Raw genomic sequence first — 13,777 nt, forward strand, 5'->3', positions numbered from 1 at the left:
ATCACAGTGCCGCATACACCAGCGCCGGGTACAGCTCGCACAGATACCGCAGCTGGCCGGGCGCCTGCGTGAGCAGGATGGCGAACAGGTCTTCCGCGGGGTCCACAAAAAAGAAGGTGCCGCCCAGGCCGCTCCAGCTGTAGTGCCCTGCTGACCCCGGGCGGGTGGCCTGGCCGGTGGCGGTGCGCACCGCCACGCCCAGGCCAAAACCGTAGCCGGTGGGCAGGATGTCGCCTGCCACAGGCAGGCTGCCCAGGTGGTCTGCGGTCATGAAGTCCACCGTGGCGCGGCCCAGCAGGCGAACGGGGGCGCCGAGGCCGTCGGGCCCGGGGGCGGTGCCCCGGCCCAGCATGAGCTGCAGGAAGCGCGCGTAGTCTCTGGCGGTAGACACCAGCCCGCCACCGGCCGACTCGAACACGGGCGGCACGGTCACGTCGATCAGTGGCATGCCGATGCCGGTCTGCGGGTCGCGCTCAAAGGCCTCGGCCAAGCGGTGCTGCTGCGCGGCGGGCACCGAAAAGCCCGTGTCGTGCATGCCCAGCGGGCCAAACACGCGGCGTTGCAGGAGGGCGCCCAGGCTTTCGCCCTCAATCACCTCCAGCACTGCGCCCAGCACGTCGGTGGCGCGGCTGTACTCCCAACGGGTGCCGGGCTGGTAGACCAGGGGCAAGGGGCCCAGCGCGGCGGCCAACTCGGCATTGCTGTGGCGGCGCGAGCCGATGCGCGCCGCGCGGTAGGCGTCGGGCACCGTGCCCGCCTCCCACGCGTAGCTCAGGCCGGCGGTGTGGCGCAGCAGGTCGTGCACCGTGGCCTCGCGTTGCACCGGGGCGGTGGTGCCGGTGGCTTCGTCGTACACACGTTGGCCTGCAAACGCGGGCAGGTAGTGCGACACGGGGTGCGACAGCAGCAGGCGGCCTTCTTCCATGAGCATCATCGCCACCAGCGAGGCGATGGGCTTGGTCATGGAGTAGATGCGGAACACCGTGTCGGGCTCCATGGCGGGCACCGCCGACTCGGCGCTGGGCGGGCGCTGGTGGCCCACCGCCGTGTGCAGCACGGTGTGGCCCTGGTGGTGGATGAGGGCCACGGCACCGGGCAGCAGGCCCTGGTCCACATGGGTTTGCAGCACGGAGCGCAGGCGGGCGAGGGCAGAGGGGTTCATGGCGGCTGGAGGAGGGATTTGAGGCAATTTGGGCCGGTAGCGCTAGTGCATATTGCGCTGGAAGCTATCAAAAAGAGAGCGCACGGGGTAGGCCTTTAATGGGGCTCAGGACGCCGTGCCAGCGGCATGGCTGCGTTCTTGCTCCTGCAGCTCGCGCCACTGCACCTTGCCCGTGCCGGACTTGGGCAGGTTGTCCACCAGCTGCACGATGCGCGGGCTTTTGTAGGCGGCCATGTGTTCGTGGCTCCAGTCGATGATGGACTGCTCGCCCACCTGGCCCTTGAAGGCGTCGCGCAGCACGACCAGGGCCTTTACCGTCTCGCCCCGGCGCTCGTCATGCGCGGCGATCACGCACACCTCCTGGATCGCAGGGTGGGCGTACATCATGGCCTCGACCTCGGCGGGCCAGACTTTGAAGCCCGAGGCATTGATCATGCGCTTGAGCCGGTCCACCATGAAGAAGTAGCCATCTTCATCCACCTGCGCCAGGTCGCCCGTGCGCAAGAAGCGCTTGCCGTCCAGCGTGATAAAGCTGTCGGCCGAGGCCTGCGGGTTGTTCCAGTAGCCCAGCATGACCTGCGGGCCATGCACCACGATCTCGCCAATCTCGCCCGGTGGCAGTTCGGCGAAGGTGGCCGGGTCCACCACGCGCGCATCCACGTCAAACACCGGGATGCCCAGGCACTGCGGCTTGGGGCGGTGGGGCGGGTTGATGTGGGTAGCGGCCATGGTTTCAGACATGCCGTAGCCCTCCACGTAGTCGAGCCCGGTCAGGTCCTTCAGGCGCTGCGCCACGGCCTTGGGCATGGACGCGCCGCCGCCGCGTATGGCCTGGATGCTGCTGATGTCGTAGTCGGCAATGCGCGGGTTGGCCAGAAAGTCCACCACCATGGTCGAGATGGCCTGCCAGATGGTGACCCGGTAGCGCTGGATGAGCTGGGCGGCCGCGTCACGGTCCCAGCGCGGCAGCACGACCACGGTGGCGCCCACAAACAGCGGTCCGTTCATGCTGCCCGACAGGCCGGTGACGTGGAACAGCGGCAGCACCGCGAGGTAGGTCGAATCCTGCGTGCGCGCAAACCACTGCACGCCGCCCACCAGCGTGCTCATCGCACTGCGGTGCGTGTGCATGCAGCCCTTGGGGTGGCCCGTAGTGCCCGAGGTGTAGGGCATCACGCACAGGTCGTCCGGCCCGGTGGTGATGGGGCCGGGGGCGCGCTGCTGCGCGAGCATGTCGCTCCACAGCGTGACGCCCGGGGCATCAATGGCTTGGCGCGGTGCCGACACGAAAGCGGGCACGGACAGGTCGGTGGGCACCTGCAGGTAGTCGCTGTACGCGGCCACGATGAGGTGCTGGAGCTTGCCCTCACCAGACTTCTCGCCCGCCACATCCACCAGCGGCTGGGCCTGTGCATGCAGGTCCTGCGGCACAAAGGCCACGGTCGCGCCGCTGTCGTGCACATAGTGGCGCAGTTCGTCGGTGAGGTTCATGGGGTTCACCGGCACCACCACCGCGTTGGCGCGCAGGATGCCGTAGAACGCCAGGATCCACTGCGGGCTGTTCTGCATGTACAGCAGCACCCGGTCGCCCGCCTTCACGCCACACACCTGCTGCAAGAAGCCCGCAATGTGCTCCGCCTGCTGCTGGAACTGCCGGAAGGTCACCAGCGTGTCGTAGAACACCAGAAAGGGCTTGTCCGGGTAGCGCGCGGCCGACACCTCGGCGTTGTGGAACAGATGGGTCTGCGGCAGCGTGAGGTGGCGCGACAGGCCGGGCGGCCAATGGGCGAGGTGGCGGTCGGACATGGGTTACGGAACTCTGGGTTGGTTCGTGCAGGGTACAGGCCGGGCAAAACAGGGCGCAACCCAGGCGAGGGACGGCCAGCAAGGGCCGCCCCGCAGCAAAGGCCGCCGTCGCCCGGAGGGGGAAGGCGCGCAGCGCCTCAGGGGGCTCAAATCAAGCTAGCACCACCGTCCACCACGATGCTTTCACCCGTGATGTGCCGCGAGGCGTTGGACGCCAAGAACACCACCGCGCCCTTGAGGTCCTCTTCGCCGCCAATGCGGCGCAGGGGCGTGCGCTCGATCATCGCAGGGCCCAGCTTTTCGATCAGGCCGCTGGCCATCTTGCTCGGGAAGAAGCCGGGGCAGATCGCATTGACGCGAACGCCGTAGTGCCCCCATTCGGACGCCAGCGTGCGCGCAAAGTGCAGCGCGGCGGCTTTGGAGGTGTTGTAGGCAATGGTGTTCATGCCCGGGGGCGTGCCCTTGAGCGCGGCCACCGAGGCCGTGACGATGATCGAGCCCTTGCCGCGCGGAATCATGCAGCGCTTGCCCACTTCGCGCGACAGGAAGAACGGCGCGCTCACGTTCAGGTCCATCACCTTGTGCCAGGCGGCGTCGGGGTAGTCCTCGGCCTTGGCACCCCAGGTGGCGCCCGCGTTGTTGACCAGGATGTCAATGGTGCCAAAGCGCTCGACCACCTGGTCCACCAGGCCGGGGATGTCCTCGGTCTTTTGCAGGTCGTTCACCACGGTCAGCACCTCGTAGCCCTGCGCCTCCAGATGCTTTTTGGCCTCGGCCAGCTCATCGGCCTTGCGCGCGGTGATGGCGAGTTTGGCGCCCATTTCGCCCAGGGCCTCGGCCATCTGCAGGCCCAGGCCGCGCGAGCCGCCGGTGACCAGGGCGACCTGGCCGGTGAGATCGAAGAGTTGCTTGACGCTCATGGAAAAAACGCTTTCGTGCAGAGAGAGGGATGAAGGTGAATGAATGCCCGACCCGTGTTCCGGTGGCTCGTGGCCCGCCGGGTGGGGTGAAGGGGGGCGGAGAAGGCGGCGGTGACCGCCGTGCAAGCTGGTCGGTCAGCGCTTCATGCTAGCCCTGCACCCGCCCGGTGTAAAACCTCCGCTGTCACCTTTGAAACTCTGCGCGCTGCCGCCTTCCCCGCCGCGTGTGGGATGGCGCCTACCCGCACTTGCGGCCACGGCGGATGGACTGATGCGCGCCCCGGCCCTAGGCTCGCGAGGATGAACGAGTCTTCCCCGCCCCTGGCGACAACCCCCCCCTGGCTTGCCCGCATCGCCCAGCCCCTGTTGCCCCTGTGGCGCCTGGTGCAGCCGTTCTGGCGCGCCGCGCAGATGTGGCTGGACGCCGATGGGCTGCGCATGAGCGCGGCCATGTCGTTCTACGGCATGCTCAGCCTGGCGCCCTTGCTGCTGCTGTTGGTGGGCGTGCTGGGCTGGTGGGTGGACCGCAGCTACCTGGAGAGCAGCCTGGTCGCCCAGGTGCAGTCGGTGATGGGCCAGCAGGTGGCCGATGTGGTGCGCCAGGCCATGGCCAGCGCCCAGGCCCCGTCCGAGGGGCGGCTGGCATCGGCCATCGGGTTTGTGGTGCTGGTCTCGGGCGCCACCGGCGTGTTTGTGGAGCTGCAGTCGGCGCTGGAGCGGCTGTGGCGCCGGGATGGCTACACCCCGCCCCAGCGGGCCGCGTGGTGGCGCATGGCGTCGCTGCGGCTGCGGGGGCTGGCCTATGTTCTGGCGCTGGGCTTTTTGCTCATGGTGTCGCTGGCGCTGTCCACGCTGATCCACCTGTTGGCGGGCTGGGCGGGAGAGCGGCTGACCGTGGCACACCTGCCCACCTTGGCGCCCCTGGCACCGTTGCTGCAGGTCGTCAACGAAGCCATTGCCTTCGGGTTTGCCGTGGCCCTGTTTGTGGGGCTCATGCGCATCGGCGCGGGCCCCAAGCCGTCGCTGCGCTACCTGGTGATGGGCGCCGTGGTGGGGGCCACGCTGTTCACGGTGGGCAAGCAGCTGCTGGCGTGGTACCTGTCCACAGCAGCCGTGGTGTCGGCCTACGGTGCGGCGGGCTCGCTGGTGGTGCTGCTCATGTGGATCTATTTTTCATCGGCCATCCTGCTGTTTTCTGCCAGCTGCGCCCAGGCGCTGGAGCAGGCCTTGCACCCCGGGCCGCGCCGACCGGTGGGCTGGGCCCGGTGGACGGCCGCGGCCCGCGCGCGGGTGCAGGAGCTGTAAATGTTGGCAACAGCGCACAACAAGCGGGGGCCAGCGCGGCGCCCGGATCGTTCGGGCCGCTGCGATGGTGCCCGTTGCGCCGCCGGGCCGTGCGGGCAGGGGTCATACGCGGGGCCTGGCGCCGCAAGTGCTGGCCAAGGTGGTTTACCGCTGCTTACTGCCGCTTACAAACCGGCCACACCGCAGCGCCCCCCGCTGTGTACCTTTGCACCATCCAGGCCGTTGAAACACCACGGCCCCATTCCGTAGCGGACATGCAGCGCACATCTACCTGCCGCCCCCTGCGGATTTCTCCGACATGAACAAGGACATGACCATGAACCTGACAGTTTCTTCTCCTGCCTCGCCCGTACCCGCTGCAGCCCCCGCCGGACCGGCCCTGAAATGGATGTGGGCGGCCATTGGCGCGCTGGGCGTGAGCGTGCTGGCCTTGGGCGCCACCCTGGTGATGCAAAACCGCACGCCCTCGGCAGCCGATGCGACAGCCCCCGCCGCCCTGGCGGCGGCCCCCCGCACGCCCGAATCCGAGATCATTGAAGAAAAACGGGCCCAAGCGCCGGTTGTACCTGCCCAGAATGATATGAATAGCGGAGCAAATTACCATCCGCAGACCGGCGGCAGCGCAGGCCGGTCCGGTGATATGGCGGGTGGCAGCGCCCCCGGGGGCGCTGCCCAGCCCGTGCGTGCTGCAGCCCCTGTGTGCCGCAGCTGCGGCCGTGTCGAATCGGTGCAGGCGGTTCAACAAGCTGCCCCCGCCACGGGCGTGGGCGCCGTGGCCGGCGGTGTGCTGGGCGCCGTGGTGGGCAACCAGATCGGCAAGGGCAGCGGCCGCACCGCTGCCACCGTGCTGGGCGCCGTGGGCGGTGGTTATGTGGGCCACAAGGTCGAAGAGCGCACCCGCACCCACACGGTGTACCAGGTGGCGGTGCGCATGGAAGACGGCTCGCTGCGCCACTTCCAGCGCGCTGAACCCACTGCTGTGGGCACGCCCGTGGTGCTGCAAGGCAAGGGCTTCCGCGTGGACCAGGGCGGCTCGGCCCGTGCTGCAGACCCCTATGCGCAGCCGCAGCCCCAGCCGGGTGCGGTGCGGGTGTCGGACACCTACTGAGCCCGGCAGTCGCTTCCCCCAAAACAAAAGCCCGCAGACGCGGGCTTTTGTTTTGTTCATCCGTTGGCTGATTGCCGCTTGGTGGGCGGGTTAGAGCACCACCGGGATCTCGGTCGCAGGCGGGGTGTTGCGGCTGCGTCCACAGCGCACCAGGCCGTCGATCATCACCATGCCAATGCCCGGGATGTCGCCCAGCTGCACGCTCTCCAGCAGCGTGGCGCCGGCGGTGTGCTGGGCGCGGTCCATGAACACGAAGTCGGCTGCGCGGCCCACCTCGATCAGGCCGCAGTTCAGGTTGCGGATGCGCGCCGTGTTGCCCGTGGCAAAGCAGAACACCAGTTCGGCGGGGATGTCGGCAAAGCTCGATATCAGCGCAATCATGCGCAGCATGCCCAGCGGCTGCACGCCCGAGCCGGCCGGGCCGTCGGTGCCCAAAATCACGCGGTGCGGGCACTTGAGTTCGATGGCCGCGCGCGCGGCCTGGATGGCGATCTTCTCGTTGCCGTTGTGCACCAGCTCGATCGCGCGGGACGACTTCTCGCACAGCTCGCACACATGCTTCCAGGGCAGCGAGGTGTGGCCGCCGTTGATGTGGCCGATCACGTCGGCATCGGCCTCCAGCACCACGTCCTTGTCGATCAGGCCCGAGCCCGGGATGGACGGGCCGCCCGTATGGATGGTGCTCTGGATGCCGTGCTTGCGCGCCCAGGCCACCATCTGCTGGGCCTCGTAGCCCGCCTTGACGGAGCCCAGGCCCACTTCGCCCAGCAGCGTCACGCCGGCGTCGGCCAGGTCCTTGAAGTCCTGCTCGGTCATGCCTTTCTCGATGACCGGGGCGCCTGCAATCACCTTCACGCCGCCGGGGCGGAAGTTGTCGAACGAGCGCTGCGCGGTGATGGCCAGCGCCTTCAGGCCCACGATGTCTTTGGGCCGGCCGGGCAGGTGCACTTCACCGGCCGAGACCATGGTGGTCACGCCGCCGTTCATGGTCGAGTCGATCCAGCCGACCTGGTTCTGGCGCGGCGTCCAGTCGCCAAACACGGGGTGCACGTGGCTGTCGATCAGGCCCGGGGCCACGCAGGTCTGGCGTGCGTCGATCACGGTGTTGGCGTGGTCGGTGTCGCAGTCCTTGTAGCGGCCCACGGCCACGATGAGGCCGTCATTCACCACGATGGTGTCGGCGTCGAGGATGGGGCGGTCCAGGTCGCCCGACAACAAAAGACCGATGTTCTGGATGACGACCTTGCCCGATTTGCCGCCTGCTGCTGCTTCTGCCATGGATTCTCCTCGTGGGGTGGTGGGCGGGGCACCACGCGGCACCCCGCAGGGAAAAATCTCTTGTTGATTCAGGCCGCTGCCCTGCCCTTGGGCAGGCTGGGGCCGGGTGCCACGGTGCGCAGCACGCTGTCGATGACGAACGACTCCCAGTGCGCCAGCGCATCGGGCGTCTCCAGGTCTTCGCCCAGAAAGGCCGACAGCGTGTGCCGGTTGGACATGTAGAAGTAGCCCGTGGCGGCGATCAGCAGGTACACATCGCGCGCCGACACGTCCTTGCGAAACAGCCCCTGCGCCTGGCCGCTTTCGAGCACGCGGCGGATCACCTCGATGGCGGGTGACGAGTATTCGCGGGCGCGCATCGACTTGGAGATGTGCTTGCCCTTGTGCAGGTTCTCGGTGTTGAGCAGCGTGATGAACTCGGGGTTCTTGCGGTAGTAACCCACCACAAAGCGGATCACCGCCTGCAGCGCCTCCACCGGCTTGGCGGTGTCCAGGTCGAGCTTGGACTCCGCATCGTTCATGCGCCGGTAGGTTTCCTCCAGCACCTCGATGAACAGGCCTTCCTTGCTGCCGAAGTAGTAATAGATCATCCGGTCGAAGGACTTGGCCGCCTTGGAGATTTTCTCCACGCTGCCGCCTTCGTAGCCGTAGCGGGCGAACACCTTGGTCGCCGCCTTCAGGATGTTGTCGCGCGTGGTCTGTGCGGCCTGCTCGCGCACGCCCGTCTTGCGGGCAGAGGCTGCGCGGGGGGACGCGGTCCGGGTCTTGGTGGGAGTGGCAGACATGGCGGGTCCTGGTGGATGAGGCGGGCCCCGGTAAGGGGGCCGCCGGGGGATCACTGCTCTGCGAACGCGCGCTCGATCACGAAGTCGCCGGGCTTCGTGGTGTTGCCTTCCTTGAAGCCACGCTCTTCCATCATGTGCTTGAGGTCGCGCAGCATTTCGGGGCTGCCGCAGATCATCACGCGATCTTCGGTGGGGTTGAGTGCGGGCAGGCCCAGGTCGCGGGCCATCTGGCCGTTTTCGATCACGGTGGTCACACGGCCTTGGTGCTTGAAAGGCTCGCGCGTCACGGTGGGGTAGTACTTGAGCTGCTTGGTGACCATCTCGCCCAGGAACTCGTGTTGTGGCAGCTCCTGTGTGATGTAGTCGTGGTAGGCCAGCTCCTTCACCTCGCGCACGCCGTGCACCAGGATGACTTCCTCGAACTTCTCATAAGTCTCGGGGTCGCGGATCAAGCTCAGGAACGGGGCCACGCCCGTGCCGGTGGAGAGCATGTACAGGCGCTTGGCGGGCAGTAGGTAGTCGATCAGCAGGGTGCCCGTGGGCTTCTTGCCGACCACGATGGTGTCGCCCACCTTGATGTGCTGTAGGCGCGAGGTCAGCGGGCCATCGGGCACCTTGATGGAGAGGAACTCCAGGTGCTCTTCATAGTTGGGGCTCACGATGCTGTAGGCGCGCAGCAGGGGTTTGCCGTTTTCGCCGCGCAGGCCAATCATCGTGAAATGGCCGTTGGAGAAGCGCAGCGCGGTGTCGCGCGTGGTGGTGAAGGAGAAAAGGCGGTCCGTCCAGTGGTGGACCGTCAGGACGCGTTCGTCAAGAAAGGCGCTCATGGTGCGTTAGATGGAAAAGTTGGAAGCAAATAAGGAATTTGGCTGAAGAGCAGGGCCCCATGCGCTCTACAGCGCAATGTTCAGGCCTGAAAGCTTGTGGCTCACAACCCTCCATTGTTCCGCATCTGGCAAAGCCGCTTTTCTTTTGGTGATTGTGGGGAGCGTGGGCGCCAGCTTTTTGTTGAACTGCAGGAAGATTTCCATGCCCTCGGGCAGATCGTCTTCGGCATAGATGGCGTTGGCCGGGCACTCCGGAATGCACACCGCGCAGTCGATGCATTCGTCCGGGTCAATGACCAGGTATTCCGGCCCTTCCTTGAAGCAATCGACAGGGCACACATCGACGCAGTCGGTGTACTTGCACCGAATGCAGGCGTCTGTCACAACGTGCGTCATTTTGGGGCTCCTCATGCACCATTTTTGGGGGCGCAAAAACACCATTGCAGAGTCTGGTTGATTCCGCTACATTGACATCGAATGTAGTGTTCACAACATTTAAGTTAAGTGAATGCTACACAAAATGCAATGCGCGTACAAGCACTTGCCACAATGCAATGAATGGGCCGCCACGATGACTGAACACACCAAGACCGACGGGCTACCTGGCATGGATGCGCCGGATCTGCCGCAGGTGCTCGAGCGCGCCCGGCCCCGCAACGAGCGCATGAACGCTGCCAAGGTCGAGTGCAATGCGTGTCCGGTGCTCTGCCAGATTTCCGAAGGCCGCGCAGGGGCCTGCGACCGTTATGCCAACCACGCGGGCGTGCTCGTGCGGCTGGACCCGGTGGTGCTGCTGCGCAAGACCCTGGAGGCGGGCGAGGCCACGCTGGTGCCGTTTGCGGGCCGCGCCCCGGCTGCACAAGACGCTGAGACCGCAGTGGCTTCAGAACCCGCATGGAACGGCAACCTGCTGCTGTCTGAAGAGGTGTTCGTGACGGGCGTGGGCTCGTCCACCACCTACCCCGACTACAAGCCGGCGCCCTTCATCGTGGGTTCCCAGACCGATGGCGTGGACATGGTCACCGTGGTCACCGAGGGCATCTTCAGCTACTGCAGCTTCAAGGTGAAGATCGACACCGACCGCTTCCTCGGCTCGGAGCAGGCCAACGTGCGCTGCAAGGGCGAGGTGGTGGGCCATGTGACCACGGCCGAATACGGCTCGCAGATGCTGTCGCTGGGTGGCGTGCACCATCTCACGGGTGGCACCAAGAAGGAAGGCCGCATCACCGCCGAGATGATGCAGGCCCTGGGCAACAAGCAGGCGGTGGAGTTCACCATCGACGGAGGCTCTCAGCTCATCATCCAGGCCGGCCGCGCGCCCATCGTCAACGGTGTGGCCGAGCAGCGCATGCGCGTGGGCTGCGGCTCTGCGGCCATTGGCATCTTTGCGCGCCAGTTCTTCGGCCATGCCGACGAGGTGGTGGTGGTGGACGACCACATCACCGGCGTGCTCACCGAGCACCAGGCGGGCCGTTGCCTCGACATGAAGCCTTCGGGCATCCAGATGCGCGGGCGCAAGTCCACACCGGGCCGTTACTTTCAGGTGGCCAACCCGGGCATCGGCTGGGGCGGCACCGACATTGCCGAGCCGCTGTCCATCATCGAGAGCTGGGACGAATCGGTGGCCTGGCCGGGGCTGCGCTTGTTGATGACCTCCACCACCGGGGAGCATGCCTCCTGGTACGTGCTGGACGAGCAACTCCATCCGGTCGAGGCCGAAATGCCGGCCGAGGTGCGCCGCATCGTGGACCGTATCGGCGAAAACTGCGAGCCCTCGCTGGCGTCTGTGCTGTTCCTTGGCGGAGCCGGCGGTAGTCTGCGCGCAGGGGTTACCGAGAACCCGGTGCTGCTCACCCGCTCCATCAAGAACGCGCTGGTCAACGTGACCTGTGGCGGTGCCCCTGCTTATGTATGGCCGGGCGGCGGTATCACCGTGATGGCCGACGTGCTGCGCATGCCGGACAACAGCTTTGGCACCGTGCCCACCCCCGCCATCGTGGCGCCCATCGAGTTCAGCATGCGCCGTGCGGACTATGAAGCGCTGGGTGGGCACACCGAACAGATTCGCAGCCTGCGCGAAGTGCTGGAGCGCGGTGCGTGGCACAACGATGGTGCACCGCAGGCGCGCGTGTGGCAGACCTTGCCTGCCGCCAACCCGTGGCCGCTGGGCCGACCGCCTCTGCTGGGCTGATATGAAACACCCCCTGAGTCGCTTCGCGCCTTCCCCCTCCAGGGGGACGACACCCTCGCTGCGGGGCGGCCCTTGCTCGGCGTCTCTGGCGGGGGCCGCGCCGGTGTTTACGGCTGCCGGCGGTGCGCCCTGCGGTGAGTACTGAAACGCACATGCAAGCCGCTCGCAAGCTCCTGTCCGATGGCCGCTGGCATTTCCAGCATGGTCCGATGGACCTCATCCTCCAGGCCGAAGGGGTGCGCGACGCCGTGGCCCAGGCGCACGAACGCGCGTGGCAACGTTTTGAAGGGCTGCTGCAGGAGCTGGTGAATGAACTTCCCGGCCTGCGCGCGCCGGTGGGTGCGCACTGCACGTTGCAGGGCGTGGTGGCGCGCCGCATGTGGGCCGCCTGCAGTCCCTACCGCGCAGGCTTCATCACATCGATGGCGGCGGTGGCGGGTGCAGTGGCGCAGGAGATTCTGGCCTGCTACGACCAGCAGGGCATAGACCGCGCCTGGGTCAACAACGGCGGCGACATTGCGCTGCACCTAGCGCCCGGCCAGTCGGTCACGGTGGGGGTGTACGCTGACATCGCCGCACTGAATGCGGCACAGTTGCGCAACGGTTTGGTGCTGGATGGGCAGATCCGCATCGACAGCGCCATGCCAGTGCGCGGTGTGGCCACCAGCGGCTGGAGGGGGCGCAGCCAGTCGCTGGGCATTGCGGACAGCGTGACGGTGCTGGCGCGTTCGGCGGCGCAGGCCGATGCGGCGGCCACCATCGTGGCCAACGCGGTGGATGTGGCCGATGCGCGGATTGTGCGCAGGCCCGCGTGGCAGGTGCGGGACGACAGTGACCTGGGGGCCATTCCAGTCACCGTGGATGTCCCTGCCTTGCCCAGGGAGCTGGTGGCCCGGGCATTGCACCGGGGGCTGCAAAAAGCGCAAGAATTGCAGTCCAGCGGCCTGCTGTGGTTTGCGCTGCTGGCGTGCCAGGGGCAGTTGGTGGCGACCTCGGCGCCCCAGGCGCTGGCGGATGCGGTATGGCCCCGGGATCCGGCGGTGGAATCGGAAGTTGGTTCAGTATTTGCTTAACGAAATGCACAGGTCTCCAGAATGATCCAGATACGACGCGTTTTCACCCATCTTGAGGAAATCCGGCACGAATTCGGGCCAGTGGCCGACGTGCCGCTGCTGCGTGGTGCCATCGGCGCGGTGCTGACCAACCCCTTTGCGGGACGGTACGAGCCCGACATCCTCCCCATGATGGACGCGCTGCAGGACGTGGGGCTGGACATGGCCCAGCGCCTCCTGAAGGCCATGGGCGTGCCCGCCGAGCGCATCGAGACCTACGGCAAAGGCGCCATCGTGGGCGCGGCGGGTGAGCTGGAACACGGTGCGCTGTGGCATGTGCCCGGCGGCTACGCCATGCGCGAACTGCTGGGCTGGAAGGGCGACCGCAACGCCTACGCCAAGGGCCAGGCCGAAGAGAAGACGGGGCAGCCCGCGAATGCGCTGTCCATCGTGCCCTCCACCAAAAAAGTGGGCGGCCCCGGTGCAGCGCTGGATGTGCCGCTGACCCATATCAACGCCAGCTACGTACGCAGCCATTTCGACGCGATCGAAGTGCGTGTTCCGGGCGCGCCATCCGCTGATGAGATCGTGTTCATACTTGCCATGACCACAGGCCCGCGCATCCACGCCCGCGTCGGAGGGCTCAAGGCGGCAGACATCAGCCAGTGGAACGGCCTGCGCTGATCCGCCCGCCGACCCGCACACCATCGAACAAGACAAGATCCCAAGGAGCCAAAAAATGCCAGCCAAGATTCGAAAGATCATCGTCCAGACCGACGAGGTCCGCGTGGAAATGGGGCGTGACGTTCAGCCCCCGGTGCGCAAGGCGCTGGCCATGGCCGTGATCGAGAACCCCTTTGCCGGACGTTATGTGGAAAACCTGGACGAACTCATCGCCATCGGTGAGGAGCTGGGAGGCCTTCTGGGCGCCCGCTGCGTGCAGGCCCTGGGCATTGCCCCGGGCGATGCGCACAGCTACGGCAAGGCCGCCATCGTGGGCGAGGCGGGCGAGCTGGAGCACGCCGCCGCCATCCTCCACCCCAAGCTGGGCGCACCACTGCGTGTGGCTGTCGAGAAGGGTGCCGCGTTGGTCCCATCCAGCAAGAAGATGGGCGGCCTCGGCACGGCCATTGACGTGCCCCTGGGCCACAAGGATGCAGCTTACGTGCGCAGCCATTTCGACGCCATGGAAGCCCGTGTAGCCGATGCCCCGCGAGCCAATGAAATCGTGGTGGCCGTTGTCGTGACCGACAGCGGGCGGCCGTTGCCACGTGTCGGCGGCCTCACGGCCTCTGAAATAAAAGGCGTTGACGGCCTGCGCTGAGCCCGGCGCGCGTACAACA

The 13,777-nt window shown here is 66.7% G+C and carries 13 protein-coding genes; 6 read left to right on the plus strand and 7 right to left on the minus strand.

Translation table 11 applies throughout. The features are described from left to right. Position 1: 1 nt before the first annotated feature. From IB236_RS06680 to IB236_RS06690, 3 genes are all read right to left on the minus strand, one after another. Positions 2-1,162: a serine hydrolase gene (locus IB236_RS06680; protein ID WP_192419570.1), complete on the minus strand. Its 1,161-nt coding sequence runs from the start codon at positions 1,160-1,162 to the stop codon at positions 2-4. A gap of 105 nt (positions 1,163-1,267) precedes the next feature. Further along, positions 1,268-2,968 (minus strand): long-chain fatty acid--CoA ligase, encoded by a 1,701-nt coding sequence (locus IB236_RS06685; RefSeq protein WP_192419572.1) that lies wholly within the window; start codon positions 2,966-2,968, stop codon positions 1,268-1,270. Positions 2,969-3,114: 146 nt separating this feature from the next. Next, positions 3,115-3,888 carry an SDR family oxidoreductase gene (locus IB236_RS06690; protein WP_056742279.1) on the minus strand — a complete coding sequence of 258 codons (774 nt, stop codon included), beginning with the start codon at positions 3,886-3,888 and terminating at the stop codon, positions 3,115-3,117. Between the two features lie 300 nt (positions 3,889-4,188). Between IB236_RS06690 and IB236_RS06695 the strand changes: the two genes are divergently transcribed. Together IB236_RS06695 and IB236_RS06700 are read left to right on the plus strand one after the other, a co-directional pair. After that, positions 4,189-5,193 (plus strand): YihY/virulence factor BrkB family protein, encoded by a 1,005-nt coding sequence (locus IB236_RS06695; RefSeq protein WP_192419574.1) that lies wholly within the window; start codon positions 4,189-4,191, stop codon positions 5,191-5,193. Positions 5,194-5,509: 316 nt separating this feature from the next. Then, a complete protein-coding gene (locus IB236_RS06700) occupies positions 5,510-6,301 on the plus strand; it encodes a glycine zipper 2TM domain-containing protein (protein ID WP_192419581.1) in 792 nt (263 codons plus the stop codon). 90 nt (positions 6,302-6,391) lie between these two features. Here the strand turns inward: IB236_RS06700 and IB236_RS06705 are convergent, their stop codons facing one another. The 4 genes from IB236_RS06705 to fdxA all read right to left on the minus strand — a co-directional run bounded on the left by IB236_RS06705 (position 6,392) and on the right by fdxA (position 9,587). After that, positions 6,392-7,579, minus strand: a complete 1,188-nt coding sequence (locus tag IB236_RS06705) for an amidohydrolase family protein (protein WP_192419587.1) — start codon at positions 7,577-7,579, stop codon at positions 6,392-6,394. Between the two features lie 68 nt (positions 7,580-7,647). After that, positions 7,648-8,364, minus strand: coding sequence for a TetR/AcrR family transcriptional regulator (locus IB236_RS06710; RefSeq protein ID WP_056742275.1), 717 nt, complete (start codon positions 8,362-8,364; stop codon positions 7,648-7,650). Between the two features lie 50 nt (positions 8,365-8,414). After that, positions 8,415-9,191 carry a ferredoxin--NADP reductase gene (locus tag IB236_RS06715; protein WP_056742273.1) on the minus strand — a complete coding sequence of 259 codons (777 nt, stop codon included), beginning with the start codon at positions 9,189-9,191 and terminating at the stop codon, positions 8,415-8,417. A 66-nt stretch (positions 9,192-9,257) separates the two neighbouring features. Next, entirely contained in the window at positions 9,258-9,587 is a 330-nt protein-coding gene (fdxA, locus tag IB236_RS06720; RefSeq protein WP_056057161.1) for a ferredoxin FdxA, read from the minus strand. Positions 9,588-9,762: 175 nt separating this feature from the next. On the opposite strand from fdxA, the gene IB236_RS06725 reads away from it, so the two are divergent. The 4 genes from IB236_RS06725 (at position 9,763) to IB236_RS06740 (ending at position 13,758) form a co-directional block, all read left to right on the plus strand. Continuing rightward, entirely contained in the window at positions 9,763-11,382 is a 1,620-nt protein-coding gene (locus IB236_RS06725; RefSeq protein WP_192419588.1) for a 6-hydroxynicotinate reductase, read from the plus strand. 152 nt (positions 11,383-11,534) lie between these two features. Next, complete coding sequence (locus IB236_RS06730) at positions 11,535-12,455, plus strand: UPF0280 family protein (protein WP_192419589.1); 921 nt, start codon at positions 11,535-11,537, stop codon at positions 12,453-12,455. Between the two features lie 21 nt (positions 12,456-12,476). Then, entirely contained in the window at positions 12,477-13,118 is a 642-nt protein-coding gene (locus IB236_RS06735; protein WP_110960508.1) for an amino acid synthesis family protein, read from the plus strand. A 55-nt stretch (positions 13,119-13,173) separates the two neighbouring features. After that, on the plus strand, positions 13,174-13,758 hold the full coding sequence (locus IB236_RS06740) for an amino acid synthesis family protein (RefSeq protein ID WP_063461058.1): 585 nt from the start codon (positions 13,174-13,176) through the stop codon (positions 13,756-13,758). The last annotated feature ends 19 nt before the right edge of the window (positions 13,759-13,777 follow it).

Origin of the sequence: Acidovorax sp. ACV02 (genome assembly GCF_014851475.1) — a bacterium.
GTDB lineage: Bacteria > Pseudomonadota > Gammaproteobacteria > Burkholderiales > Burkholderiaceae_C > Acidovorax > Acidovorax delafieldii.